Here is a 23,022-nt window from a genome sequence, read left to right as displayed (position 1 = left end):
AAGGACGGACGACGGTGGGCGGAGCGCTTACCCGGTACCGCGTGATCGCCTGGATCGTGGGCGTCGCGCTGGCGGTGCTGGTCCTGATCGGTATGCCGCTGAAGTACGGCTTCGACAAGCCGACCGTGGTGGCCGTGGTCGGCACCGCGCACGGCTGGCTGTACATGCTCTACCTGGCCGCGACGTTCGACCTGTCGCGCCGGGCCGAATGGCCGCTGAAGCGGATGCTGCTGGTGATGCTCGCCGGCACGGTGCCGTTCGTCTCGTTCTACGCCGAGCGCCGGGTCAGCCACTGGCTGTCGGCCGGCGACCGGCCCCGCACCCCGGAGCCGGTCGCCGGCTGAGTCACCGGCTGGGCCGCCACGGGTCGGCGGAGGCCAACGGGTCCGCCCAGCCGGCACCGTGGCGTACCCCCTCCCGGGCCCGGTTCAGGGCCCGGGTGACCTGGCCGAACTGCCGCTCGTCGTCGCTGCTGAACAGCAGCACCTCGGCGCCCCGGTGCAGCCCCCACAGCTCGTACGCGGGGGGCCGCCAGCGGTCGCCGACCAGGATCAGCACCAGTGGCAGCAGACCCACCGCGCCCAGCGCCAGGTACGCGGCCGCGGTGAGTCGTTGCAGCCCGCCGGTGAAGCCGAGCAGCACCCCGACCGCGCCGATCAGCGCGGCGGTGACCACGACCGCCCGGAGGGCCAGCCGGTCGTGCGGCCCGCGGGTGGTCCAGAGCTGGGTGAGTTCCGTGACCCGCCAGCTGTTGCGGCCGACGGTGAAGCGTTCGGCGGTGACGACGATGCCCGGCCGGGCATAGAGCAGGGTCGGGGTGGTCGCCTGCGGCGACCGGGGCGGGCGGGTGGTGGAGCCATCGCTCTGCACGGCGTCCTCCAGGGGTCGCGCGCCGGGTTCTCCGCGCCAGCCCTGACCTGTGCCGATGCCGCTGGCGGGATTCCCGGCTCCGCGCTTCATTGTGTTGGGGGCGCGCCACCCCGGCCCGGCGTTTCTCCTGGTTCCCGGGGGCCGCCCCGGCGGGGACTCCGCCCGGAAACAGAAGCCATTTCGGGCTATGTCGTGACTTCACGACCCGTTGCCTGGCGACATCCGCCGAGAACGACGAATGGGGCGAGCCTCACGATGCGGCCATCGGGCGCGAAGGTCGCCCCGTCCGGGTTGCAAAACGGGCACAAAGCGTCACCATCACCAGCATCACTTCCTGACACTTTGCCAACATTCGCCCCTACTTCAACTGCCGGGCACTCCCGTCACGGGTTAGGTTGGGCAGGCCGGTCCGGTCGACCGCCATCCACCCGGATGGCCCTGGGCCGGTGTCGCCGGGGCGCGAAACGCTCCCGGCGACCGTGGGAGAGGAGCTTTCCGCTCTTGTCGTCCTTACGGATCCTGCTGCGCTCGCTGGTGGTCGCCGGCCTCTCGGCCGTGCTGATCGCCCCGGCGTCGGTGGCTCGGGCCGAGCCCACCCCCGCCGAGCTGACGAAGCAGATCGAGAAGTCCTCGACTGAGCTGGAGCGAATCGTCGAGTCCTACAACAAGCTCAACGAGGACATCAAGGCCAACCAGGCCGCCGCGGCCGCGTTGCAGGCCAGGATCGGCCCGTTGCAGGCCCAGGCCGAGCGCAGCCGCGCCGACGTGGGCGTCCTCGCCGTCACCGCGTACAAGACCGGCGGGCTGCGCACCGCGCAGGCGCTGCTGGAGCCGAGCGGGTCGGCCTCGCTGCCGGAACGGCTGGGCACGCTGGACCAGCTGACCCGCCAGCGCCAGCAGACCATCGCCGGCTTCACCGCGGACCAGCGCCGGCTGATCGACCAGAAGACCCGGCTCGACGCCACGCTCGCCCGTGAGGCGGCTCAGGCGAGGCAGCTCAGGGGCGCCAAGAAGAAGATCGAGGCCGACCTGGACCGCCTCTACCAGCTGCGGCGGCAGGCGTACGGCCGGGCCACCGAGGCACCCGGCTCGGCCAGCTCCGCCGGCAGTCCGCCGGCTGTCTCCGGCTCCGCCGGGGTGGCGGTGCGCTACGCGTACGGAGCGGTCGGCAAGCCGTACGTCTACGGGGCCGACGGCCCCAGCGGCTACGACTGCTCCGGGCTCACGCTGGCCGCGTGGCGAGCGGCCGGCAAGTCGTTGCCACACAACGCGGCGATGCAGTGGAACGCCACCGCGCGGATCAGCCGCAGTTCGCTGAAGCCCGGTGATCTGGTCTTCTACTCCGGCCTGGGTCACGTGGCGCTCTACGTGGGTGGCGGTCAGATCATCGACGCGCCCAGCGCCGGCCGCAACGTCAACAAGCGGGACATGAACATCATGTCCATCGCCGGCTACGGCCGGGTGCGCTGACCCCAAGAGCCAGCGCGGGCTCCCGGACGGCGAACGGCCGGCGTCCCCCTATCGGACGCCGGCCGCTCGTCTTGTCATTACTACCAGCTCAGGCTGCCTGCAGCCCCTCGGCCCGGGCCAGCTCACGGAGCCGGCCGAGGGCCTGGATCTCCAGCTGGCGGATCCGCTCCCGGGACAGCGAGAACCGCGACGCCACCTCGGTCAGCGAGTGCTCCCGGCCGTCCTCCAGGCCGTAGCGGGCCCGCATGATGCCGGCCGACCGGTCGTCGAGGTGGTTGAGCAGGCCCTCGATGCGCTGCCGCTCCAGCCCGGTGAGGACGATGTCCTCCGGCGACGGGGCGTCACTGTCGGCGACCAGGTCGCCCAGGTTGGTGTCGCCGTCGTCACCGACCGGGGTGTCCAGCGAGACCGTGTCCTGCGACCAGCGGACCAGCTCGTTGACCCGCTCGACGGTGACGCCGAGCCCCGCCGCGATCTGCTCCGGCTCCGGGTCGCTGCCCAGCTCACGGGTGAGCTGGCGGGTCACATTCCGCATCCGGTTGACGTCCTCGACCAGGTGGACCGGCAGCCGGACGGTCCGCTCCTGCTGGGCGATGGCCCGGCTGATCGCCTGGCGGATCCACCACGTCGCGTAGGTGGAGAACTTGTAGCCACGCTCGTAGTCGAACTTCTCGACCGCCCGGACCAGGCCGGTGTTGCCCTCCTGGATCAGATCCAGCATGGGCATGCCGGACCGCACGTACCGGCGGGCGATCGACACGACCAGTCGCAGGTTGGCGCGAATGAACAGGTCCTTCGCGCGCTCACCCTCGACGACCAGCCGCTCCAGATCCTCCCGCTCGACGCCGGCGGGCACGCGGTCCTCGCCGAGCAGGTGCTCGGCGTAGAGGCCGGCCTCGATCGCCTTGGAGAGGTCGACCTCCTTGGCGGCGTCCAGCAGCGGCGTCCGGGAGATCTCGTGCAGGTAGACGCCGACCAGGTCGCGCTCCTCGGCGACCTCGTCGGTACGCATGCCGATGTTCTTGTCCACGATTGCCACGGTCCCCTCGCTAGCGCCGGTTGCCCGGTTCCTTGCCATCCCCACGTTCATCAGCCCTCCCCGTAACCTCTGCTGTGCCCGTAGGTGCTGACACCTACACAACAGTTGAGACGCGTTGGGGATTCCATGCCGTGAGTCGAAACTGTCACGAATGCCTGAGTAGTAGCTGAGAGCCCGGTCCATGTTTGCTGTCAGGACCCCTGCTCGGGTGGCTCGCGCACGCCCTGCTGAAAAGACGCTCGGAGCAGCGGAATCGTTGCCGCCCGGGAAATCGCACCATTGCGAATTCCAAGAACACAGCGACCCGCGTCACCGCGGCATTGCGATCCTGGTCACTGCGAGATACGCATCGGCGGACCGGGCGGTTCAGCCACGGGTCAGGATTACCCCACGCTTCGATGAACAATCCGCAGCGCGGAAGCCGTCCCGGCCACGGCGTGACCTGCGTCGCAGCCGCCGGAGGGTGCGGGGCGAACGGGACGCCGGGCGGGTCAGGAGGCGAGCAGGGCCAGCGCGGCGCGCACCTGGTCGGCGGAGCGGGCCAGGGCGGCCCGGGCGGCGGAGACCTCCGCGCCGGAGACCAGCGAGACCAGGGCGGTCTTGAGATCGCCGTCCGCCTCGTGCAACGCGACCCGGCAGATCTCCTCCGCGCAGCCGGTGGCCTCCATGAGGATCGAGATCATCCGGCCGCGCAGCTTGGCGTTGGTGGCGACCATGTCGATCATCAGGTTCGAGTAGACCCGACCGAGGCGCACCATCACGGCCGTGGAGAACGTGTTGAGCACCAACTTCTGCGCGGTGCCCGCCTTCATCCGGGTCGACCCGGTGACCACCTCGGGTCCGGTGTCCACCCCGATGAAGACGTCCACCGACGAGGCGGCGTCGGCCTCCGGATTGGCGCAGAGCAGCACGGTTGAGGCCCCCTGCGCCCGGGCGGCGGCGAGCGCCCCGAGGACGTACGGGGTGCGTCCGCTGGCGGCCAGCCCGACCACCAGGTCGCCGGCGCGTACGCAGTCGGTGGCGTCGGCGGCGCCGGCTCGCTCGTCGTCCTCGGCGTCCTCCACGGCCCGCCACATGGCCTCCGGGCCACCGGCGAGGTGGGCGCAGAACCAGTGCCGCGGCGAGTTGAAGGTGGGGGCCAGCTCCGCGGCGTCCAGCACGCCGAGCCGGCCGGAGGTGCCGGCGCCGAAGTAGTGCACCCGGTGCCCGCCGCGCAGCGCGGCCACGGCCAGGTCGACGGTCTCCGCGATCTCGTCGAGGACCGCCGCCACCGCCCCCGGCACCCGCCGGTCGGCCTCGTTGATGACGGCGAGCACCTCCCGGGTCGACATCAGGTCGAGGTCGACGCTGTGCGGGTTGCGCCGCTCGGTGGGCGCCCCCACCCGCACCACCGGCCGCACCGCGGTCACCTCGCCCGGCTCCACCCGTCCGGTCGTCATCCCCGCCTCCGGCCGGCGCCCACCCGATGCGACTGGACGGCCTCGGCGGTCACCTCCAGGGCCTTCTTCGCCCTGGCCCGGTTGCGCGCGGCCACTCCGACGAAGAGGCAGTCCACCACGGTGAGCTGGGCGAGCCGGCTGGCCATCGCCCCGGAGCGGTAGGTGGTCTCGCGGGCCGCTGTGGTGAGCACGAAGTCGGCCACCTCGGTGATCGGCGAGCGGGGGAAGTTGGTCAGCGCGACCGTGGTGGCGCCCCGCGCCCGGGCCTGCTCCAGCACCTCGATGACGTCCGATGTGGTGCCGGTGTGCGAGATGCCGACCGCGACGTCGCCCCGGCCGAGCAGGGCCGCCGAGGTCAACGCGGTGTGCACGTCCGGGAAGTAGAAGGCGGTCCGGCCGATGCGGTGCAGCTTCTGCTGGAAGTCGGAGGCGACGAAGCCGCTGGCGCCGGCGCCGTAGACGTCGATCCGGCCGGCCGCACCGATCGCCTCGACCACCTGCTCGCAGACGGCCGGGTCGAGCTGCTCGGCGGTCTCCTCGACGGCCCGTGCGTCGTTGAACGCGATGGTCGCGATGATCTGCGCCAGGTCGGCGCCGGGCGGGATGTCGCCGCCGACCACTCGGGCGTCCGGCGGCTCGATCCGCCGGGCGGCCTCGGCGGCGAGCCGGATCCGCAGCTGGGGGTAGCCTTCCATGCCCACCGACCGGCAGAACCGGATGACGGTGGCCTCCGAGGTCTCGGCGGCGGTGGCGAGGTCGGTGATGGTGCGCCGGGCGGCGTCCGCCGGATCGGCGACGACCAGCCGGGCGACCCGCTGCTCGGCCGGGGACAGCGACGGGAGCAGGCCACTGATGTGGACGATCAGTCCACCGGGCTCGTGACTCGCAGAAATCTTCGGACTCTTCGCCACGGATGAAACTTACTTTCATGAGGCGCGACCGTCAACCATGACCGCGCGTATCGGGAAAAGTACCCCCTTCCGCGCCGGATCATCGCCGCAAGGGTCCCATTCCCGCCGCCCGCCCACCTCATCCGCTCCGGTCGAGTCGGCCACGCCGACCGACCGTCGGACCGGCCTTCGTGCAGGTCACGCCGACCGGACGGCTTGGACCGGGCCGCCGGACGGACGGCTCCGGACGCCCGGTCGGCATCGACCCGGCCGGAACGCCCCCGACCACCGCCCCGCCCGGTGGGCGACTAGCGTGGGCCCATGGCGGAGCGCACGGTGCTGGTGACCGGGGGCACGGGCGGACTGGGCGGTGCGGTCACCGCGGCCTTCCTCAAGGCGGGCTGGCGGGTGGTCGTACCCGAACGGGAGGGCGATCCGACGGCGCCGGCGGCGTCCGGACCGGTCCAGGTCCGGCGGCAACTCCGGCTCGACGCGTCTGATGCCGCGCCGCGACCTGGAGCCGTCGCTGGCGCCGTCGCCGGAGCCGTCGCCGGAGCCGTCGCGGAGGCCGTCGGCGCGGACCTGCTGGAACCCGCCGGGGCGGCGCGGGCCGTCGCGGCGGCGACCGCGGAGCCGAGCGCGCCGCTGCGCGCGGTGGTCAACCTGGTCGGGGGGTACGCCAGCGGCGGGCTGGTGCACGAGACCCCGGTCGAGGAGTTCGACCGGATGCTGCGGATCAACCTGCGCCCCACGTACCTGGTCACCCAGGCGGCACTGCCGCACCTGGTGGCGGCCGGCGGCGGCGCGGTGGTCTGCGTGTCGGCGCGGGCCGCGGTGGCGCCCTTCCCCGGCGCGGCCGGCTACGCCACGGCCAAGGCGGCGGTGCTGGCCTTCGCCAACGCGGTGGCGGTGGAATACCGGCAGCGCGGGGTGCGGTGCAACACGGTGCTGCCGAGCGTGATCGACACCCCGGCCAACCGGGCCGCCCAGCCGGAGGCCGACCACCGGCGCTGGGTGCCGCCCGCCGAGATCGCCGCGGTGATCCGCTTTCTCGCCTCCGACGAGTCCGCGCCGACCAGCGGGGCGAGCATCCCGGTCTACGGGCGGGCCTGAGCCGGCAGCGGGTCACCCCGGCCCGCCCCGCCGGAGGGTGGGCGGGTGCCACCCGGCGGCCCGCCCGTCGACGACGGCGGGTCGCCCGGGAGCCACTCGGTGAGGTGGGCGCGGATGCGGCGGGACACCTCGTCCGGCGTGCCGTTCGCGTCGACCACCACGAAGCTGGCGTATTCCGGCAGCGTCCGGTAGGCGGTGGCGGCGGAGGTGAGCCACCGCATGGTCTCGTGGTCGGTGCCGCGCCGCTCGATCCGCCGGTACGCCTCGGCCGGGTCGACGCTGAGCAGGAAGGTGACCCGCGGCGCGGGGAAGATGCGGTAGCCGGCGCGGGCCAGCCGTTCCCACCGTTGTCCCCCGTGTGCCCGGATGCTGGCGTACTGGCAGGGGGCCCAGCGGTCCATCACCGCGGTGCGACCGGTCACCAGGCAGCTCAGCAGGGCGAGGGCGATGGCGAGCCAGCGGAGCACGGACTCGACGGCGAGCAGCCCGTCGCGGCCGACCAGCCGTTGCGCGTCCGGCCGGCCGAGCCGTTGGGCGAGCCGGCCGAGCCAGCGACGACCGCCGGCGTTGCGGTGGTAGGTGGCGGCGTGGCCGGCGGCGGTGAGCGCCTCGGCGAGCCGGTGGGCCTGTGTGGTCTTGCCCGAGCCATCGATGCCGATCAGGGCGACAGCGCGCAGTCGGGCCCTGCCGCGCCGCCCCCGCAGTGACCTGGCCACCTGCCCCAGGCTAGCGGACCGGTGCCCGTCCCCGGCGGTTTGTCCCGTTCCGGCCCGCCACGTCCGCGCCACTGCGGCAACAGGTGTGGCCGACCGGTTCGCCGGGTACGCAACTTCATTCCCACCGCCACCCACGACGACGGGAGAACCAGATGGCCGAGCGCGGGGACGAGACCCTGGTGCACACCCTCAAGAAGGTCGCCGCCGTGCTCAAGCAGTCCGAGATCCCCTTCGCGCTCGGCGGCAGCTTCGCCGTGTACGCCCACGGCGGCCACTCGAGCGAACACGACGTGGACTTCCTGATCCGGGAGCAGGACGTCGACCGGGCACTGGAGGCGCTGGTCGAGGCCGGCTTCACCGCCGAGCGCCCGCCCGAGGACTGGCTCGTCAAGGTCTACGACGAGGGGCGGATGGTGGATCTGATCCACCGGCCGATCGAGACTCCGGTGACCGAGGAGACCTTCGCCGACACCATCGTGCGGCCGGTCGACGCGATCCACATGCCGGTGCTGTCGGCCACCCAGCTGATGGTGCACAAGCTGCTGAGCTTCTCCCAGCACTACTGCGACTTCGCCCGGGCCCTGCCGCTGGCCCGCTCGCTGCGCGAACAGATCGACTGGGAACGGGTACGGAAGGAGACGCAGCACTCGCCGTACGCCGAGGCGTTCCTGGTGCTGCTCGACCGGCTGGACGTGCTGCCGGAGAGCGGCACCACCGAGGGAAGGAAGACACCGTGACCGAGCAGCACGGCGACGCGCCGCCCGACGAGTACGTCGAGGCGGAGATCCAGCGCATGTTGGCCGAGGACCCGGCGATCGCCGAGCAGGGCATCACCGTGGTCTGCCTGGAGCGGGGCCTGGTGCTCTACGGCGAGGTGGAGAGCCCGCACCGACGGGAGGAGATCCTGCGCCGGGTCGCCGAGCGGTTCCCGAACGTGCCGATCACCAGCGACATCGGGGTGATCCGGACACAGGCGCCCAGCCAGGTCGAGGAGCTGCCGTGAGGGAGGTCGGACCGTGATCCGGATCGCCGCGGTCGGCGACGTGCACATGGACGAGGACGTGGTCGGGCGGTTCCGGCCGGCGCTGGACGAGCTGCCCGACTGCGCCGACGTGCTGCTGCTCGCCGGCGACCTGACCCGGCACGGCAGCGAGTCCGAGGCGCGCTGCGTGGCGCGGGAGTTCGGCAACCTCGGGGTGCCGGTGATCAGCGTGCTCGGCAACCACGAGCACCAGTGCGACGAGGTGCCACAGGTGGTGAAGGTGCTGGAGGACGTCGGCATCACCGTGCTGGAGGGGAACGGGATCGTGCTGGAGTGCGCCGGCGGGCGGCTCGGCGTGGCCGGGGCGAAGGGCTTCGGGGGTGGCTTCGCCGGGCGCTGCGCCAGCGACTTCGGTGAGCCGGAGATGAAGGCCTTCGTCCAGACCACCAAGGACAGCGCCGACGCGCTGGGCCGGGCGCTGCGCGAGCTGGAGTGCGACGTGCTGGTGGCGCTCACCCACTACTCCCCCGTGCCGGACACGCTCGCCGGCGAACCGCTGGAGATCTATCCGTTCCTCGGCTGCTACCAGCTCGGCCAGGCGATCGACTCGGCGCCCACCGCGCTGGCGCTGCACGGGCACGCCCACCACGGATCGGAGCGGGGCACCACCCCCGGCGGCGTCCGCGTCCGCAACGTCGCCCACCCCGTGATCAAGCAGGCGTACAGCATCTTCCACCTGGGGGATCACCTCGACCGGGGCTAGGTTTCTCGGATTCGGCGGCCGGGTACTGCACGAGCCATGGAGCTGATTCTCTGGATTCTCGCAGTCGTACTGGTGGTCGCCGGCATCCTCGCGCTGTTCCGCCGGCAGATCCTGTGGGGCATCGTCCTCATCATCGTCGGCCTGCTGGTCGGCCCGGGCGGCGTCAGCATCTTCAGCAGCTAGCCGCCGCACCCCGCCGCCCCTGACCCGCCGGGGTCGTCGGGTCCGTGGGCTCCGTCCTCCCAGACTGGAGCCGCGCGGACGCGACGACCCCGGCGCTTCGCGTTCCGGGCGGTCACCCACCCGACCGACCGGTTCGCCGGTCCGACGTGGGGCTCGGCCGGGCCCCGCGGCGCTGCCGGTCAGCAGCGCGGTACGCCCGGGATGTAGCCGTCGTAGCCGGTGTAGACGTACGCGTCGGAGATGTATCGTCCGGTGCCGATCCGGTCCCAGATCGAGCTGGTGCCGTACGTGCCGGTGACCGTGGTGCCGCTGGTCTGGCAGTAGATGGTGACCTTCGCGCCGTCGGCGACCGAGCCGACCGCGCTGTAGTTGGTGCCCGGTCCGGAGCGGACGGTCAGACTCACGCCGGAGGTGGTGTTGACCGTGCCCTCCCCGGTGTTCGAGCCGGAGCAGCCGTTGTCGCTGGTGTACGTCTTGGTGCCCCAGTAGAGGGCGAGCCCCCCGTTGAACCGGACCTGGATGTCGTTGCCGTTGAGCCGCTGCTCGTAGTGCAGGTGCGGGCCGGTGGAGCCACCGGTGCTGCCCACGTACCCGATCACCCGGCCGTAGCCGACGGTCTGCCCGACCGAGACGTTGAAGCCGTTCAGGTGGGCGTAGTAGGTGGTGTAGCCGTTGCCGTGGTCGATCCGGACGTACTTGCCGTAGCTGGTGCCGCCGAGGTCGGTCACCCGGTCGACCGTGCCCGGCGCGCTGGCCACCACCGGGTCACCCAGGTCGTCGGTGCGGTTGAAGTCGATGGCGTAGGCCGGGCTGTGGTCGGACCGGGTCTGGCCGGACCAGGACTGGTTGCAGGGGAACGGGACCTTGAAGGTCGGGGCCGCCATGGCCGGGGTCGCCGGCACCAGGGTCGCCGCGAGGACGGCGCCCACGGCCGCCAGGCTGAACCACCGCTTGCGCATCCACTTCCTCCTATGTTGAAGGTTTTCTATCTGCCGTGCTCAGCGTGACAGAAAGCTCCATTGATGGAAAGGGGTGCTCTGCGGGCGGGATCAGCGGAGCGTGGGAGCGCGCCCACACGCGGTAAGTGGGTTTCGGGATTGTTACCGGGCCGTGTCCGCCCGGGGGGTGGACCCGACAAGATGCAAGCGCTTACATGTGGAGACGACCATCGGACCGGCGCGGGTTCGATCCCTCCACGCGCCGGCTAGGAAGGAGATCGGCATGGCGTTTGCCAGATCGCGCCAGGCTCTCGCGGTCGCCGGCGTTCTGGGGCTGGCGCTCGGCGTCACCGCCTGCGGCACCGGCAGCGACAAGAAGAGCAGCAAGGCGAGTTCCCCCGAGTGCGCCGCGTACGAGAAGTACCAGGGCCACGACGGCAAGAAGGTCACCATCTACTCGTCCATCCGGGACATCGAGGCCGACCGCCTCACGCAGTCCTGGAAGGAGTTCGAGAACTGCACCGGCATCAAGATCGACCACGAGGGCTCGGGTGAGTTCGAGGCCCAGCTCGGCGTCCGCGTGGACGGCGGCAACGCCCCCGACCTGGCCTTCATCCCGCAGCCGGGTCTGCTCAAGCGGTTCGCCGACGCGGGCAAGCTCAAGCCGGCCGGCGCCGACACCAAGGCCATGGCCGAGGCCAACTACTCCCCCGACTGGCTGAAGTACAGCACCGTGGACGGCAAGTTCTACGGCGCGCCGCTGGGCTCCAACGTGAAGTCCTACGTGTGGTACTCGCCGAAGATGTTCAAGGAGAAGGGCTGGACCGTCCCGGAGACCTGGGACGACCTGATCAAGCTGAGCGACACGATCGCGGGCACCGGTCTGAAGCCGTGGTGCGCCGGCATCGAGTCCGGTGACGCCACCGGCTGGCCGGCCACCGACTGGATCGAGGACCTCATGCTGCGCATGACGTCGCCCGAGGTCTACGACCAGTGGACCACCCACGGCATCCCGTTCAACGACCCGCAGGTCGCCGGGGCGGTCGACAAGGCCGGCATGATCCTCAAGAACGAGAAGTACGTCAACGGCGGCTTCGGCGGCGTGAAGAGCATCGCCACCACCTCCTTCCAGGAGGCCGGCACGCCGATCACCGCCGGCAAGTGCGCGCTGCACCGGCAGGCGTCCTTCTACGCCAACCAGTGGCCGCAGGGCACCAAGGTGGCCGAGGACGGCGACGTCTTCGCCTTCTACTTCCCGGCCGTCGACCCGGCCAAGGGCAAGCCGGTGCTGGGTGGTGGCGAGTTCGTCACGGCCTTCGCCGACCGGCCCGAGGTCCAGGCCGTGCAGACCTACCTGGCCTCCGGCGAGTACGCCAACAGCCGCGCCAAGATCGGCGACTGGGTGTCGGCGAACAAGAAGCTCGACCTCGCCAACGTCCCGAACCCGGTGGACAAGCTCTCCGTCCAGATCCTCCAGGACCCGAAGACCGTCTTCCGCTTCGACGGCTCGGACCTGATGCCGGCCGCGGTCGGCGCGGGCACCTTCTGGAAGGGCATGGTCGACTGGATCAACGGCAAGGACACCGCCACCGTCCTGAACGGCATCGAGAGCAGCTGGCCGAAGTGATCTGACCCGGTGGTCCGGTCCGCTCGCGCGGGCCGGACCACCGTCGGTCGATCCAACCCGAGGGAGGGTCGATGGAGTTCGACTTCGCGGAGGAACAGCCCAAGTTCCTCATGCTGATGTACGGGCTGATCGCTTTCGTCGCGGTGGTGGGTGGTCTGCTCCTCCTCCTCGACGTGGTGCCGGCCTGGTTCGCCCGCCGTCGCGACGCGCGGCTGCTCGCCGCCGTGACGAGCGGTGCCCCCCTGCCCCGCCGGCGGAAGCCACGGGAGGGCCTGTTCGCGCTCTTCTTCCTGCTGCCGACGCTGCTGTTCCTCGTCGTCGGGCTGGTGGTGCCGGCGATCCGCACCACCCTGCTCTCGTTCATGGACAAGGACAGCACCAACTGGGTGGGACTGCGCAACTACGGCTGGCTGTTCTCCGAGCCCTCGATCGTCCGGGTGCTGACCAACACCCTGATCTGGGTGCTCCTGGTACCGCTGGTCGCCACCGCCTTCGGCCTGATCTACGCCGTGCTGGTGGACCGGGCCCGGCTCGAGGCGCTGGCCAAGTCCCTGATCTTCCTACCGATGGCGATCTCGTTCGTCGGTGCCAGCATCATCTGGAAGTTCGTCTACGCGTACCGCGGCGAGGACCAGGAGCAGATCGGTCTGCTCAACCAGATCGTGGTCAGCCTCGGCGGTGAGCCGAAGCAGTGGCTGCTCGACTCGCCGCTGAACACGTTCCTGCTGATCGTGATCATGGTGTGGATCCAGGCCGGTTTCGCCATGGTGGTGCTCTCCGCCGCCATCAAGGCCATTCCGGCCGACATCGTCGAGGCGGCCCGGTTGGACGGGGTCACCCCGTGGCAGATGTTCTGGCAGATCACCATGCCGAGCATCCGGCCGGCGCTGATCGTGGTCGTGGTGACGATCTCCATCGCCACACTCAAGGTCTTCGACATCGTCAGGACCGCCACCAACGGCAACTACGAAACCAGCGTGATCGCGAACGAGATGTACAACCAGGCGTTCCGGTACGGCCAGCCGGGGCAGGGTTCCGCCCTGGCGGTGTTCCTCTTCGTCCTGGTCATCCCGATCGTGATCTACCAGATCCGCAACCTGCGTCAGCAGCGGGAGGGCTGAGATGACCACCGCCACCCCCACCGTCGGAGCCGGCGTCCAGGCGACCACGAAGACCTCCCGGGCCGCCCGCGTCCGCAGGCGCCTGAACAGCCGGGCCGCCACGCTGGTCTCGATCGTCATCGCGCTGCTCTGGACGGTGCCGACCTTCGGCCTGTTCATCTCCTCGTTCCGGCCCGAGGACCAGATCAAGACCACCGGCTGGTGGACGTTCTTCACGGATCCGCAGTTCACACTCGAGAACTACCAGGAGGTGCTCTTCAGCAACTCCTCCTCGGCCGGGCAGCTCGCCAGCTACTTCATCAACTCGCTGGCGATCACCATCCCGTCGGTGCTCTTCCCCATCGCGTTCGCGGCGCTGGCCGCGTACGCGCTGGCCTGGATCAACTTCAAGGGACGGGACTGGCTCTACATCGCGATCTTCGCGTTGCAGATCGTGCCGCTCCAGATGGCCCTGGTGCCGCTGCTGAAGTTCTTCTCCACCGGCGTCACCATCGCCGGCCTCCAGGTGCTCCCGGCCTGGGAGCTCGACGGCGCACAGAAGTTCGCCCAGGTGTGGTTCGCGCACACCTGCTTCGCGCTCCCGTTCGCCGTGTACCTGCTGCACAACTTCATCTCGCAGCTGCCCCGGGATCTGATGGAGGCGGCCCGGGTCGACGGGGCCACCCACCCGAAGATCTTCCGCACCATCGTGCTGCCGCTGATCACGCCCGCCCTGGCCGCGTTCGGCATCTTCCAGTTCCTCTGGGTCTGGAACGACCTGCTGGTCGCGCTGATCTTCGCGGGCGGGACCAAGGAGACCGCCCCGCTGACCGTCCGGCTCGCCGAGATGGCCGGCACCCGGGGCAACGAGTGGCAGCGGCTCACGTCCGGCGCGTTCGTGTCGATCGTCGTACCGCTGATCGTGTTCCTGTCCCTCCAGCGCTACTTCGTGCGCGGCCTGCTCGCCGGCAGCGTCAAGGGCTGACCCGCTGCTCCGCCGCCGCCGGCCCCGGCGGCGGCGGACGCGGGGCGGAGCGGGGGAACAACGATGACGAAGATTGACGACGTCGCCCGCCTGGCCGGGGTCTCCACGGCCACCGTCTCCCGGGCGCTGCGCGGCCTTCCGACGGTCTCGGCCGCGACGCGGCGCCGGGTCCTCGCCGCCGCCGAGCAGCTCCAGTACGCGGTCTCGCCGAGCGCCTCCCGGCTGGCCGGCGGGAAGACCGGCACGGTCGGCGTCGTGGTTCCCCGGATCACCCGCTGGTTCTTCGGGACGGTCGTGGAGGCCGTCGAGGACTTCCTCCACCAGAACGGGTACGACCTGCTCCTCTACAACCTCGGCGGCCGCGAGCAGACCCGGCAGCGGGTGCTGCGGACCGCCAACCTGGACAAGCGGATGGACGCGATCATCCTGGTCGCCACCCCGCTGCGGCCGACCGACGTGACCGCGCTGACCAGGCTGGCCCTGCCGGGCGTGACCATCAGCTCCGGCAGCGGCGTGCCCGGCTGGCCCCGGGTACGCATCGACGACGTGGCCGCGGGACGGACCGCCACCCGGCACCTGCTCGACCTCGGCCACACCCGGATCGCGCACATCTCCGGCGATCCGGACGACGAGTTGGCCTTCACCACGCACCTGGACCGCCGCCGCGGCTACCAGGACGCGCTGCGCACGGCCGGGATCCGGCCCGACCCGAGCCTGGACGTCGAGTCGCAGTTCACCATCGACGGCGGCATCCGGGCCACCGCCGAGCTGCTGGCCCGGGGCGAGCCGCCCACCGCGATCTTCGCCGCCTGCGACGAGATGGCCATGGGCGCGATGACGGCACTGCGCGACGCCGGCCTGCGGGTGCCGCACGACGTCAGCGTGATCGGCATCGACGACCACGACCTGGCCGGCGTGCTCGGGTTGAGCACCGTCGCCCAACCCGCCGCGGAGCAGGGGCTGCTCGCCGCCCGGATCCTGCTCGACCCGCTGGGGGTGCGCACCGCCGACCCGTACCCGGGGGTGGTGCCGCGACCACGCCTCGGGGACGCCGACGGCGAGCCACCGACGCGGTCGGTGATCCTGCCCACTCGACTGGTGGTGCGTGAATCGACCGCGCCACCGCGGGCAAACTGAACGGATTCGGCCGTCCGGGTGACGGCCGCGGGAATGACCGACCGGCCGGCGGACGGCCACCGCTCGACACAGGGGAGAAGGCTCTGAACACCGACGCGACGCAGCAGGAACCGGCCGGCGGCCCGGCCACCGGCTGGTGGACCGAGGCCGTCATCTACCAGATCTACCCGCGCTCGTTCGCCGACGCGAACGGCGACGGGATCGGCGACCTCCCCGGCATCACCGCCCGCCTCGGTCACCTGACCGAGCTGGGGGTCGACGCGGTCTGGCTGTCCCCCTTCTACCCGTCACCGCAGGCCGACGCCGGGTACGACGTGGCCGACTACCGGGACGTCGACCCGCTCTTCGGCACCCTCGCCGACGCCGACGCGATGATCGCCGAGGCGAAGGCGCGCGGGCTACGGGTGATCGTCGATCTGGTACCCAACCACACCTCGTCCGCGCACCGCTGGTTCCAGGAGGCGCTGGCCGCCGGTTCGGGCAGCCCGGAGCGGCGGCACTACATCTTCCGGGACGGCCGCGGCCCGCAGGGCGCCGAGCCGCCGAACGACTGGCAGAGCGTCTTCGGCGGTCCGGCCTGGACCCGGGTGCCCGACGGGCAGTGGTACCTGCACCTCTTCGACCCCGGCCAGCCCGACCTGAACTGGGGCAACCCGGAGGTCCGCGCCGAGTTCCTGGACATCCTCCGGTTCTGGCTGGACCGGGGTGTCGACGGCTTCCGGGTGGACGTGGCGCACGGCCTGATCAAGCAGGCCGACCTGGCCGACTGGCAGGAGCCGCAGGAGATCCTCTCCGGCCCCGAGGTGGACAAGCCCCGTCCGCCGATGTGGGACCAGGACGGGGTGCACGAGATCTACCGGGACTGGCGGCGGCTGCTCGACTCGTACGACGGGGAGCGCATCCTGGTCGCCGAGGCCTGGGTGGAGCCGGCCGAGCGGCTGGCCCGCTACGTCCGGCCCGACGAGATGCACCAGGCGTTCAACTTCGAGTACCTGCTGGCCGCCTGGACCGCCCCGGCCCAGTACGCGGTGGTCACCCGCTCGCTGGAGGCGACCGACGCGGTCGGCGCGCCCACCACCTGGGTGCTGTCCAATCACGACGTGGTCCGGCACGCCTCCCGGCTGGGCCTGCCGATCGGCATTCCCCGGCCGAACGGGATCGGCATCGGCGATCCGCAGCCCGACGCCGCGCTCGGCCTGCGCCGGGCCCGGGCGGCCACCCTGCTGATGCTGGCCCTGCCCGGCTCCGCGTACCTCTACCAGGGCGAGGAGCTGGGGCTGCCGGAGCACACCACGCTGCCGGACGAGGTGCGGCAGGACCCGACCTGGGAGCGCAGCCAGCACACCGAGCGGGGCCGGGACGGCTGCCGGGTGCCGATCCCGTGGGAGGCCGACGCCCCGTCGTACGGCTTCGGGCCGACCGACGCGAGCTGGCTCCCCCAGCCCCCGATCTGGGCCGAGTACGCCCTCGACCGACAGCGCGGGGTGCCCGGCTCGACGTACGAGCTGTACCGGACCGCGCTGCGGCTGCGCCGCGAGCACGGGCTGGGCGCCGGGGCGCTGCGCTGGCTCTCCTCCGGCGACGAGGTGCTCACCTTCACCAACGCCGGGCTCACCGTGCTGACCAACTTCGGCCCGGCGCCGGTGCCCCTGCCGGCCGGTGCCGAGGTGCTGGCGGCCAGTGCTCCGCTGGAGGACGGCGCCGTCCCCACCGACGTCACGATCTGGTACCGCGCCTGACGGTGACCCGCCCGCCCGCCCGCCGGTCCCACCGTCTGCCGGGGCCGGCGGTCGGCACGCCCCACGAAGCGGAGGCGCGAGAGACGTCAGAGGCGGCCGGCGCGGGTGTGCAGGAGGTCGTGGACCTGCGCGATGTCGCGCGGCGAGGTACGGGCGGCGAGCCAGTACATCAGGCCGGTCGGGATGAAGAAGAGCTGGAACACAGCCAGGCCGACCGCGTAGTTCAGCGGCGGCGGGAAGGCCGCCCGCAGCGCGTGGAAGGCCACCCCGACCAGCCCGTTGCCGGCCGCCCGGCCGACCCCGTTGACCAGGTTGCCCAGGCTGTAGACGGTGCCCCGGTGCTCGGGCGGGTTGACGTCGGCGATCAGCGCGAACCAGTTCGGCGAGTTGGCGGAGGTGAGCGCGAGCGCGAGCACCGCGGTCAGCAGGCTCAGCCCGACCGTGGGCTCGGTGACCACGCTGGCCAGCACCGCGGCGATCACCGCGCCGGAGCTGCCGCCGTTCGGCACGTCGATCCGGATCGGCACCAGGAAGAGCACCAGGTAGAACGGCACGGCCGCGAGGATGCCCACCGCCGCGACGAGGGCCCGGCCGCTGGGCGTACGCCGCTGCAGCGCGTCGCCGGCCAGGCCACCCACGATGGACAGCACCCCGCCGAGCTGGAACAGGGTGGCGAACACGCTGCCCACCACCACGGCGGTGGCGGGCGAGTAGCCCTGCGCCTCGGCACGCTGGGCGAACAGCACCGGCAGCCACACCAGGGACCCGAACGCCGCCTGCGCGGTCAGTCCCTGGAGGATCAGCCAGCGGTTGGTCCGCCGGCCCAGGATCCGGGGCAGGTCGGCCCGGCTGATCCGGTAGTCGTACTCGGCGCCGGCGTCGAGGACCTCGGCCAGTTCCGGCTCGCTCTGCCCGCGCCGGATGTCGTACGTGAACAGGTAGGCGACGGTGGCGGCCAGGCCGACCACGGTCAGCAGCAGGAACGGCCGTCGCCAGTCGATGGCGCCGAGGATGCCGCCGACGAGCGTCCCGGCGAGGGTGCCGACGCCCTGCGACAGCCCCCAGAAGCTCATCACCAGGCCCCGGCGGCGGGGCGAGATCAGGTCGGTGACCACCGAGAAGCCGACCGAGCCGACGGCACCCAACCCGACCGCGGCGACGAGCTGGGCGACCAGGAACGTCGGGTAGTGCTGGGCGAGGGTGCTGCCACCGGTGCCGGCCGCCCAGATCAGCGTGCCGACCATCAGCAGCGGCTTGCGGTTGGTCCGGTCGCCCACGTACGCCCAGCCGACCGCGGCGACCGCGCTGACCAGGAAGCTCACCGCGGTGACCAGACCGAGGAGCCGCTGCGGCACTCCCAGCGCGCCGGAGATCGGCCCGTACAGCGGCGGGACCAGGCCGATCGCCACGTTGTCCAGCGAGGCGAGCACCACGAACACGAGCACGCTGTAGAACCGGTGGGCCGCGCTGCCGCGCCGGGGGATCCTGGTGCCGCTCATGCCCGGCAGCCAATCAGGTGGAGATCACGGGACGGTGTCGAGGCAGTCCACGACCAGGTCCCGGGCCCGGGTGTAGCGCGCCCGGACCTCGGGTACGGGCACCGCCTCGTACTCCTCGGTGTCGCCGACCGTCCACGCCGGTGGCGCCGCGCCGCCCAGGGCGACCCAGGCGGCCTGGCGGGCGGCGCCGTCGGCGACGTACTCGCCGGGCGGCGGCACCACCACTGGCCGGCCGAAGACCTGCGGGGCGATCCGCCGCACGGCCGCCGACCGGGCCCCGCCGCCGACCAGGATGACCCGGCGGGCGGTGGCACCCTGCGCGGTCAACGCGTCCAAGCCGTCGGCGAGCGCGCAGAGCATCCCCTCCACGGCGGCCCGGGCCAGGTGGGCCGGGGTCGAGCTGCTCAGGGTGAGGCCGTGCAGCGACCCGGTGGCGGAGGGCCGGTCCGGGGTCCGCTCCCCCTCCAGGTAGGGCACCATGACCAGCCCGTCGGCGCCGGGCGGGGCGGCCAGGGCCAGCTCGCTCAGCTCGTCGAGGCCGACCCCGAGCAGGGTCGCGGCGGCGTCGAGCACCCGGGCCGCGTTGAGCGTGCAGACCAGCGGCAGGAAGCGGCCGGTGGCGTCGGCGAAGCCGGCCACCGCCCCGCTCGGATCGGCGGCGGCCGCGTCGGCCACCGCGAAGACCGTGCCGGAGGTGCCGATCGAGACGACCACGTCGCCCGGGCGGGCCCCGACCCCGAGCGCCGCGGCGGCGTTGTCGCCGGTGCCGGGGCCGAGCAGGACGCCACCGGTGCCGCCCCGGCCGGCGAGCGCCGCCGGGTCCAGCGGCCCGGCCGGGTCCGCCGGACCGAGCACCGCGGGCACCCGGAGCTGCCGCCCGAAGGCGCGTTCCAGCAGGTCGACACGGTAGGCGCCGGTCCGGGGCGACCAGTAGCCGGTGCCGCTGGCGTCGCCCCGGTCGGTGCGCAACGCGTCCAGCCCCGGCGCGCCGGCCAGCCGCCAGGTGAGCCAGTCGTGCGGCAGGCAGACCGCGGCCACCCGGTCGGCGTGCGCCGGCTCGTGCCGGGCCAGCCAGCGCAGCTTGGTGGCGGTGAAGCTGGCCACCGGCACGCTGCCGGTCGCCTCGGCCCAGAACCGCCGGCCGGCCTCGCCGCCGCCCGCCTCGGCGATCAGGTCCTGCGCGGCGCCGGCGGAGCGGGTGTCGTTCCAGAGCAGGGCGGGGCGGACCACCTGGCCCGCCTCGTCCAGGCACACCATGCCGTGCTGCTGGCCGGCGACCGACACGGCCGCGACGTCGGCCAGCCCGCCGGCCGCGTCGACGGCCGCCAGCAGGGCCTCCCACCACGCCTGCGGGTCGACCTCGGTGCCGTCCGGGTGGGGAGCCCGGCCCTGCCGGACCAGCGTGCCGGTCTTCGCGTCACGGACGACGACCTTGCAGGACTGGGTGGACGAGTCGACCCCGGCGACGAGCGGCATGGCGGCCCGCCTCAGCGCGCGCCGAGCAGGTGCTCGACGGCGAGCTGGTTGAGCCGGACGAAGCCGTAGCCCTGCGCCCCGGCCGCCTCCGGGTCGAACTCCTCGAACGCGGACCGGTCGGCGAGCAGGTCGGCGTAGCTCTCCCCCGGGGCCAGCGTCGGCGTCGCCAGGTCGCCGACCTTGCTGGCGGCCAGCGCCTCGGCCACCTCCGGGTCGGCCCGGAACGCCGCCGCCCGCTCCTTGAGCAGGAGGTACGTGCGCATGTTCGCCTCCGCCGACGCCCACACCCCGGTCATGTCCTCGGTACGCGAGGGCTTGTAGTCGAAGTGCCGCGGCCCGTCGTACGCGGGACCGCCGTTCGGGCCGCCGTGCTCCAGCAGGTCCACCAGGGCGAACGCGTTGAGCAGGTCGCCGTGGCCGAAGACCAGGTCCTGGTCGTACTTGATGCCCCGCTGGCCGTTGAGGTCGATGTGGAACAGCTTGCCCTGCCAGAGCGCCTGGGCGATGCCGTGGGCGAAGTTGAGCCCGGCCATCTGCTCGTGCCCGACCTCCGGGTTCAGCCCGACCCGCTCGGGGTGGGCCAGGGTGGAGATGAAGGCCAGCGCGTGCCCGACGGTGGGGAGCAGGATGTCGCCGCGCGGCTCGTTCGGCTTGGGCTCGAGGGCGAAGCGCAGGTCGTAGCCGGAGTCGATGACGTACTGGCAGAGCAGGTCGACGGCCTCCCGGTAGCGGTCCAGCGCGGCGCGGACGTCCTTGGCCAGGTCGTACTCGGCGCCCTCCCGGCCGCCCCACATGACGAAGGTGCGGGCGCCCAACTCGGCGGCCAGGTCGACGTTGCGCAGCACCTTGCGCAGGGCGTAGCGGCGGACGTCGCGATCGTTGCTGGTGAAGCCGCCGTCCTTGAAAACCGGGTGGGTGAAGAGGTTGGTGGTGACCATCGGCACGACCAGGCCGGTCTCGTCGAGGGCCTTGCGGAACCGGGTCAGGTGGGCGTCCCGGGTGGCCGGGTCCGCGCCGAAGGGGACCAGGTCGTCGTCGTGGAAGGTGATCCCGTACGCCCCGAGCTCGGCGAGCTTGTGCACCGCCTCGACCGCGTCCAGCGCCGGCCGGGTGGCGTCGCCGAACGGGTCACGGGCCTGCCAGCCGACCGTCCAGAGACCGAACGAGAACTTGTCGGCGGGGGTGGGACGGGGTGCCATGGCAGACCTCCGGTGGTGTCGTCCGCAATTTGTTCACTGGTTGAATTAAATGGCCGCCCTGTGGCAGTGTCAAGGGGTGACCAGCGCCAGCACCGCCGGGGCGGTCCGGCAGGGCAGCCTCCGCGAGCTCAACCTGGCGGTGGTGCTCCGGCGGATCGCCGCCGCCGAGCGGCCCCCCTCCCGGGCCGAGATCGCCGCCCGGACCGGGCTGACCCGGGCCACCGTCTCCGCCGTCGTCGACGACCTGATCGCCGGTCGGCTGGTCGCCGAGGCGGAGCCCGCGCCACGTACCGGGGCCGGGCGGCCGGCCCGCGGCCTGGTGCTGGCCGCCGACGGCCCGGCCGGGCTCGGGCTGGAGGTCAACGTCGACTACCTGGCCGCCTGCGTGGTCGACCTGACCGGCGCGGTACGCCACCACGTGGTGCGCCGCGCCGACCTGCGGCCGGTCTCCCCCGCCGACGCCCTGAACCGGCTCGCCGCGCTCGCCGCCGAGGCCCGCGCCACGGCCGTACGCGACGGGCTGACCCTGGCCGGCGCGACGCTCGCCGTGCCGGGCCTGGTCGGCGACGGTGGCCTGGTCCGGCTCGCGCCCAACCTCGGCTGGCGGAACGTGGACGTCCCCGGGCTGCTCGCCGGACACCCGCTCGCCGAGCCGGTCGACGGGATCCCGCCGCTCGTCGTCGACAACGAGGCCAACCTCGCCGCCCTCGGCGAATTGCACGCTGGCCCGCCCGGGTCGGCCAGCTTCCTGCACATCTCCGGTGAGATCGGCATCGGTGCCGGAATCGTGCTCGACGGGGTGCTGTACCGGGGCGCGCGCGGCTGGAGCGGCGAGCTGGGCCACATCCCGGTGCACCCGGAGGGGCGGCCCTGCCGCTGCGGCGGCCGCGGCTGCCTGGAGCGGTACGCGGGCCAGGAGGCCATCCTGGCCGCCGCCGGGCTGTCCGGCGGCGAGTTGCCCGCGGACACCGCCGCGTCCCGGCTGGCGGACCTCGCGGCGGCCGGCGATCCGGCCACCCTGGCCGCCCTGGCCGACGCCGGGACGGCCCTCGGCGTGGCCGTGGCCGGCGTGGTGAACCTGCTGGACCTGGACACCGTGGTGCTCGGCGGCGGATACGCCCCGCTCGCCCCCTGGCTCGCCCCGCCGGTGGTCGCCGAGATCTCCCGGCGGGTGCTCACCGCGGCATGGTCACCGGTCACGGTGCGCCCGGCCGCGCTCGGCGTGCAGTCCGCGGCGGTCGGCGGGGCCGCCTCGGTGGCCCGCCGGATCATCGACCGCCCGGTCGGTTGGCTGGCCCGTTCCGGCTGATCCCGGCCTTCAGGCGGTACGCGCCACCGGCGGCTCGCCGGTCGACGGCTCCCCCGGCTCGGCCAGCGGGTCGCCGGTCCGCTCGCCGGAGGGCTGCAGCACCGGCCACCCCTCCGGGGCACCGGCCTCAGCACGCCGGGCGACCGCGTCGAACTCCTGCATCCCGCGCAGCAGCGCCGCGCGGCCTTCGGCGCTCATCCCGGCGAGGATCTGCTCCAGCCGGTGCCGCCGGTCGGCCCGCAGCTCGGCGAGAAGCCGGGTCGCCGCCGGGGTGAGGTGCAGGGCGATCTCCCGTCGGTCGAACCGGCCCGGCTCCCGCTCCAGCATCCCGGCCGCCACCAGCCGGTCGCAGAGCCGGCTCGCCGAGGAGAGCAGCATGTCGGTCAGCGTGGCGAGGCGGCGAAGGTTGATCCCGTCGTACTGCTCGACGACCATGACCGCGCGTAACTGGGCACCGGAGAGTCGGCTCGTGGTGCGCTCCCGGGCCGCCTCCCAGACAGCCAGCAGGGTGCCCGCCGCCTCGTCCAGGGCGGCGGCCATACTCGCTT

At 72.6% G+C, this 23,022-nt stretch carries 23 protein-coding genes; 13 read left to right on the top strand and 10 right to left on the bottom strand.

Going from position 1 to position 23,022, the window contains the following annotated elements; all coding sequences use genetic code 11:
- Nucleotides 1-14 precede the first annotated feature (14 nt).
- Nucleotides 15-344 carry a DUF3817 domain-containing protein gene (locus ACFYM6_RS27500; protein ID WP_073835993.1) on the top strand — a complete coding sequence of 110 codons (330 nt, stop codon included), beginning with the start codon at nt 15-17 and terminating at the stop codon, nt 342-344.
- A 1-nt stretch (nt 345) separates the two neighbouring features.
- On the opposite strand, the gene ACFYM6_RS27495 is transcribed toward ACFYM6_RS27500, so the two are convergent.
- Complete coding sequence (locus tag ACFYM6_RS27495; protein WP_357440865.1) at nt 346-870, bottom strand: DUF6232 family protein; 525 nt, start codon at nt 868-870, stop codon at nt 346-348.
- Nucleotides 871-1,371: 501 nt separating this feature from the next.
- Here ACFYM6_RS27495 and ACFYM6_RS27490 point away from each other — a divergent pair.
- Nucleotides 1,372-2,340, top strand: coding sequence for a C40 family peptidase (locus ACFYM6_RS27490; RefSeq protein ID WP_387280101.1), 969 nt, complete (start codon nt 1,372-1,374; stop codon nt 2,338-2,340).
- A gap of 88 nt (nt 2,341-2,428) precedes the next feature.
- Here ACFYM6_RS27490 and ACFYM6_RS27485 read toward each other — a convergent pair whose 3' ends face one another.
- The 3 genes from ACFYM6_RS27485 to ACFYM6_RS27475 all read right to left on the bottom strand — a co-directional run bounded on the left by ACFYM6_RS27485 (nt 2,429) and on the right by ACFYM6_RS27475 (nt 5,729).
- Nucleotides 2,429-3,418 carry an RNA polymerase sigma factor RpoD/SigA gene (locus ACFYM6_RS27485; protein ID WP_387280212.1) on the bottom strand — a complete coding sequence of 330 codons (990 nt, stop codon included), beginning with the start codon at nt 3,416-3,418 and terminating at the stop codon, nt 2,429-2,431.
- A gap of 452 nt (nt 3,419-3,870) precedes the next feature.
- On the bottom strand, nt 3,871-4,818 hold the full coding sequence (gene murQ, locus ACFYM6_RS27480; protein WP_387280099.1) for an N-acetylmuramic acid 6-phosphate etherase: 948 nt from the start codon (nt 4,816-4,818) through the stop codon (nt 3,871-3,873).
- Entirely contained in the window at nt 4,815-5,729 is a 915-nt protein-coding gene (locus ACFYM6_RS27475) for a MurR/RpiR family transcriptional regulator (RefSeq protein WP_387280097.1), read from the bottom strand. The genes murQ and ACFYM6_RS27475 overlap by 4 nt, the downstream gene beginning before the upstream one ends.
- A 300-nt stretch (nt 5,730-6,029) precedes the next feature.
- On the opposite strand from ACFYM6_RS27475, the gene ACFYM6_RS27470 reads away from it, so the two are divergent.
- Nucleotides 6,030-6,821, top strand: coding sequence for an SDR family NAD(P)-dependent oxidoreductase (locus ACFYM6_RS27470; protein ID WP_387280095.1), 792 nt, complete (start codon nt 6,030-6,032; stop codon nt 6,819-6,821).
- Here ACFYM6_RS27470 and ACFYM6_RS27465 read toward each other — a convergent pair.
- Complete coding sequence (locus ACFYM6_RS27465) at nt 6,806-7,537, bottom strand: dTMP kinase (RefSeq protein WP_387280093.1); 732 nt, start codon at nt 7,535-7,537, stop codon at nt 6,806-6,808. The genes ACFYM6_RS27470 and ACFYM6_RS27465 overlap by 16 nt on opposite strands.
- Before the next feature lie 152 nt (nt 7,538-7,689).
- Here ACFYM6_RS27465 and ACFYM6_RS27460 point away from each other — a divergent pair, with 152 nt between their 5' ends.
- The 4 genes from ACFYM6_RS27460 to ACFYM6_RS27445 are packed head-to-tail and all read left to right on the top strand — an operon-like array spanning nt 7,690 to nt 9,465.
- The gene (locus ACFYM6_RS27460) at nt 7,690-8,274 is read left to right on the top strand and encodes a nucleotidyltransferase (RefSeq protein WP_387280091.1); all 585 of its coding nucleotides are present in this window, start codon (nt 7,690-7,692) and stop codon (nt 8,272-8,274) included.
- Between the two features lie 56 nt (nt 8,275-8,330).
- Nucleotides 8,331-8,540 (top strand): hypothetical protein, encoded by a 210-nt coding sequence (locus ACFYM6_RS27455; protein ID WP_357441083.1) that lies wholly within the window; start codon nt 8,331-8,333, stop codon nt 8,538-8,540.
- Nucleotides 8,541-8,553: 13 nt separating this feature from the next.
- Complete coding sequence (locus tag ACFYM6_RS27450; RefSeq protein WP_387280089.1) at nt 8,554-9,282, top strand: metallophosphoesterase; 729 nt, start codon at nt 8,554-8,556, stop codon at nt 9,280-9,282.
- 36 nt (nt 9,283-9,318) lie between these two features.
- A complete protein-coding gene (locus ACFYM6_RS27445; protein WP_167402562.1) occupies nt 9,319-9,465 on the top strand; it encodes a GPGG-motif small membrane protein in 147 nt (48 codons plus the stop codon).
- A 179-nt stretch (nt 9,466-9,644) separates the two neighbouring features.
- On the opposite strand, the gene ACFYM6_RS27440 is transcribed toward ACFYM6_RS27445, so the two are convergent.
- Entirely contained in the window at nt 9,645-10,424 is a 780-nt protein-coding gene (locus tag ACFYM6_RS27440) for a peptidoglycan DD-metalloendopeptidase family protein (protein ID WP_387280087.1), read from the bottom strand.
- 262 nt (nt 10,425-10,686) lie between these two features.
- On the opposite strand from ACFYM6_RS27440, the gene ACFYM6_RS27435 reads away from it, so the two are divergent.
- From ACFYM6_RS27435 to ACFYM6_RS27415, 5 genes are all read left to right on the top strand, one after another.
- Entirely contained in the window at nt 10,687-12,030 is a 1,344-nt protein-coding gene (locus ACFYM6_RS27435) for an ABC transporter substrate-binding protein (RefSeq protein WP_387280085.1), read from the top strand.
- Nucleotides 12,031-12,101: 71 nt separating this feature from the next.
- Complete coding sequence (locus tag ACFYM6_RS27430; RefSeq protein WP_387280083.1) at nt 12,102-13,151, top strand: carbohydrate ABC transporter permease; 1,050 nt, start codon at nt 12,102-12,104, stop codon at nt 13,149-13,151.
- 1 nt (nt 13,152) lies between these two features.
- A complete protein-coding gene (locus ACFYM6_RS27425) occupies nt 13,153-14,115 on the top strand; it encodes a carbohydrate ABC transporter permease (protein ID WP_387280081.1) in 963 nt (320 codons plus the stop codon).
- Nucleotides 14,116-14,178: 63 nt separating this feature from the next.
- A complete protein-coding gene (locus ACFYM6_RS27420) occupies nt 14,179-15,252 on the top strand; it encodes a LacI family DNA-binding transcriptional regulator (protein ID WP_387280079.1) in 1,074 nt (357 codons plus the stop codon).
- Between the two features lie 83 nt (nt 15,253-15,335).
- Nucleotides 15,336-16,991 carry a glycoside hydrolase family 13 protein gene (locus tag ACFYM6_RS27415; protein WP_387280209.1) on the top strand — a complete coding sequence of 552 codons (1,656 nt, stop codon included), beginning with the start codon at nt 15,336-15,338 and terminating at the stop codon, nt 16,989-16,991.
- 86 nt (nt 16,992-17,077) lie between these two features.
- On the opposite strand, the gene ACFYM6_RS27410 is transcribed toward ACFYM6_RS27415, so the two are convergent.
- From ACFYM6_RS27410 to xylA, 3 genes are read right to left on the bottom strand one after another with little or no spacing between them, the layout of a single operon-like run.
- Nucleotides 17,078-18,490, bottom strand: coding sequence for an MFS transporter (locus ACFYM6_RS27410; RefSeq protein WP_387280077.1), 1,413 nt, complete (start codon nt 18,488-18,490; stop codon nt 17,078-17,080).
- A 24-nt stretch (nt 18,491-18,514) separates the two neighbouring features.
- On the bottom strand, nt 18,515-19,966 hold the full coding sequence (gene xylB / locus ACFYM6_RS27405) for a xylulokinase (protein ID WP_387280075.1): 1,452 nt from the start codon (nt 19,964-19,966) through the stop codon (nt 18,515-18,517).
- Nucleotides 19,967-19,977: 11 nt separating this feature from the next.
- The gene (xylA, locus tag ACFYM6_RS27400; RefSeq protein WP_387280073.1) at nt 19,978-21,165 is read right to left on the bottom strand and encodes a xylose isomerase; all 1,188 of its coding nucleotides are present in this window, start codon (nt 21,163-21,165) and stop codon (nt 19,978-19,980) included.
- Nucleotides 21,166-21,214: 49 nt separating this feature from the next.
- On the opposite strand from xylA, the gene ACFYM6_RS27395 reads away from it, so the two are divergent.
- On the top strand, nt 21,215-22,474 hold the full coding sequence (locus ACFYM6_RS27395) for an ROK family protein (RefSeq protein WP_387280071.1): 1,260 nt from the start codon (nt 21,215-21,217) through the stop codon (nt 22,472-22,474).
- A 9-nt stretch (nt 22,475-22,483) separates the two neighbouring features.
- On the opposite strand, the gene ACFYM6_RS27390 is transcribed toward ACFYM6_RS27395, so the two are convergent.
- Nucleotides 22,484-23,014: a MarR family winged helix-turn-helix transcriptional regulator gene (locus tag ACFYM6_RS27390; RefSeq protein WP_387280069.1), complete on the bottom strand. Its 531-nt coding sequence runs from the start codon at nt 23,012-23,014 to the stop codon at nt 22,484-22,486.
- Nucleotides 23,015-23,022 lie beyond the last annotated feature (8 nt).

The organism is Micromonospora sp. NPDC006431, assembly GCF_042870725.1.
Taxonomy (GTDB): Bacteria; Actinomycetota; Actinomycetes; order Mycobacteriales; family Micromonosporaceae; genus Micromonospora.
The sequence above is the reverse complement of the archived record's forward strand: the minus strand, read 5'-3'. Positions and strand labels throughout refer to the sequence as shown.

Excerpts from the sequence above, each read along its gene's own strand:
- ACFYM6_RS27485 (WP_387280212.1), bottom strand. The coding sequence starts at position 3,418 with ATGGCAAGGAACCGGGCAACCGGCGCTAGCGAGGGGACCGTGGCAATC.
- murQ (WP_387280099.1), bottom strand. The coding sequence starts at position 4,818 with ATGACGACCGGACGGGTGGAGCCGGGCGAGGTGACCGCGGTGCGGCCG.
- ACFYM6_RS27470 (WP_387280095.1), top strand. The coding sequence starts at position 6,030 with ATGGCGGAGCGCACGGTGCTGGTGACCGGGGGCACGGGCGGACTGGGC.
- ACFYM6_RS27460 (WP_387280091.1), top strand. The coding sequence starts at position 7,690 with ATGGCCGAGCGCGGGGACGAGACCCTGGTGCACACCCTCAAGAAGGTC.
- ACFYM6_RS27455 (WP_357441083.1), top strand. The coding sequence starts at position 8,331 with ATGTTGGCCGAGGACCCGGCGATCGCCGAGCAGGGCATCACCGTGGTC.
- ACFYM6_RS27445 (WP_167402562.1), top strand. The coding sequence starts at position 9,319 with ATGGAGCTGATTCTCTGGATTCTCGCAGTCGTACTGGTGGTCGCCGGC.
- ACFYM6_RS27440 (WP_387280087.1), bottom strand. The coding sequence starts at position 10,424 with ATGCGCAAGCGGTGGTTCAGCCTGGCGGCCGTGGGCGCCGTCCTCGCG.
- ACFYM6_RS27435 (WP_387280085.1), top strand. The coding sequence starts at position 10,687 with ATGGCGTTTGCCAGATCGCGCCAGGCTCTCGCGGTCGCCGGCGTTCTG.
- ACFYM6_RS27430 (WP_387280083.1), top strand. The coding sequence starts at position 12,102 with ATGGAGTTCGACTTCGCGGAGGAACAGCCCAAGTTCCTCATGCTGATG.
- ACFYM6_RS27425 (WP_387280081.1), top strand. The coding sequence starts at position 13,153 with ATGACCACCGCCACCCCCACCGTCGGAGCCGGCGTCCAGGCGACCACG.
- ACFYM6_RS27420 (WP_387280079.1), top strand. The coding sequence starts at position 14,179 with ATGACGAAGATTGACGACGTCGCCCGCCTGGCCGGGGTCTCCACGGCC.
- ACFYM6_RS27410 (WP_387280077.1), bottom strand. The coding sequence starts at position 18,490 with ATGAGCGGCACCAGGATCCCCCGGCGCGGCAGCGCGGCCCACCGGTTC.
- xylB (WP_387280075.1), bottom strand. The coding sequence starts at position 19,966 with ATGCCGCTCGTCGCCGGGGTCGACTCGTCCACCCAGTCCTGCAAGGTC.
- xylA (WP_387280073.1), bottom strand. The coding sequence starts at position 21,165 with ATGGCACCCCGTCCCACCCCCGCCGACAAGTTCTCGTTCGGTCTCTGG.
- ACFYM6_RS27395 (WP_387280071.1), top strand. The coding sequence starts at position 21,215 with ATGGCCGCCCTGTGGCAGTGTCAAGGGGTGACCAGCGCCAGCACCGCC.
- ACFYM6_RS27390 (WP_387280069.1), bottom strand. The coding sequence starts at position 23,014 with ATGGCCGCCGCCCTGGACGAGGCGGCGGGCACCCTGCTGGCTGTCTGG.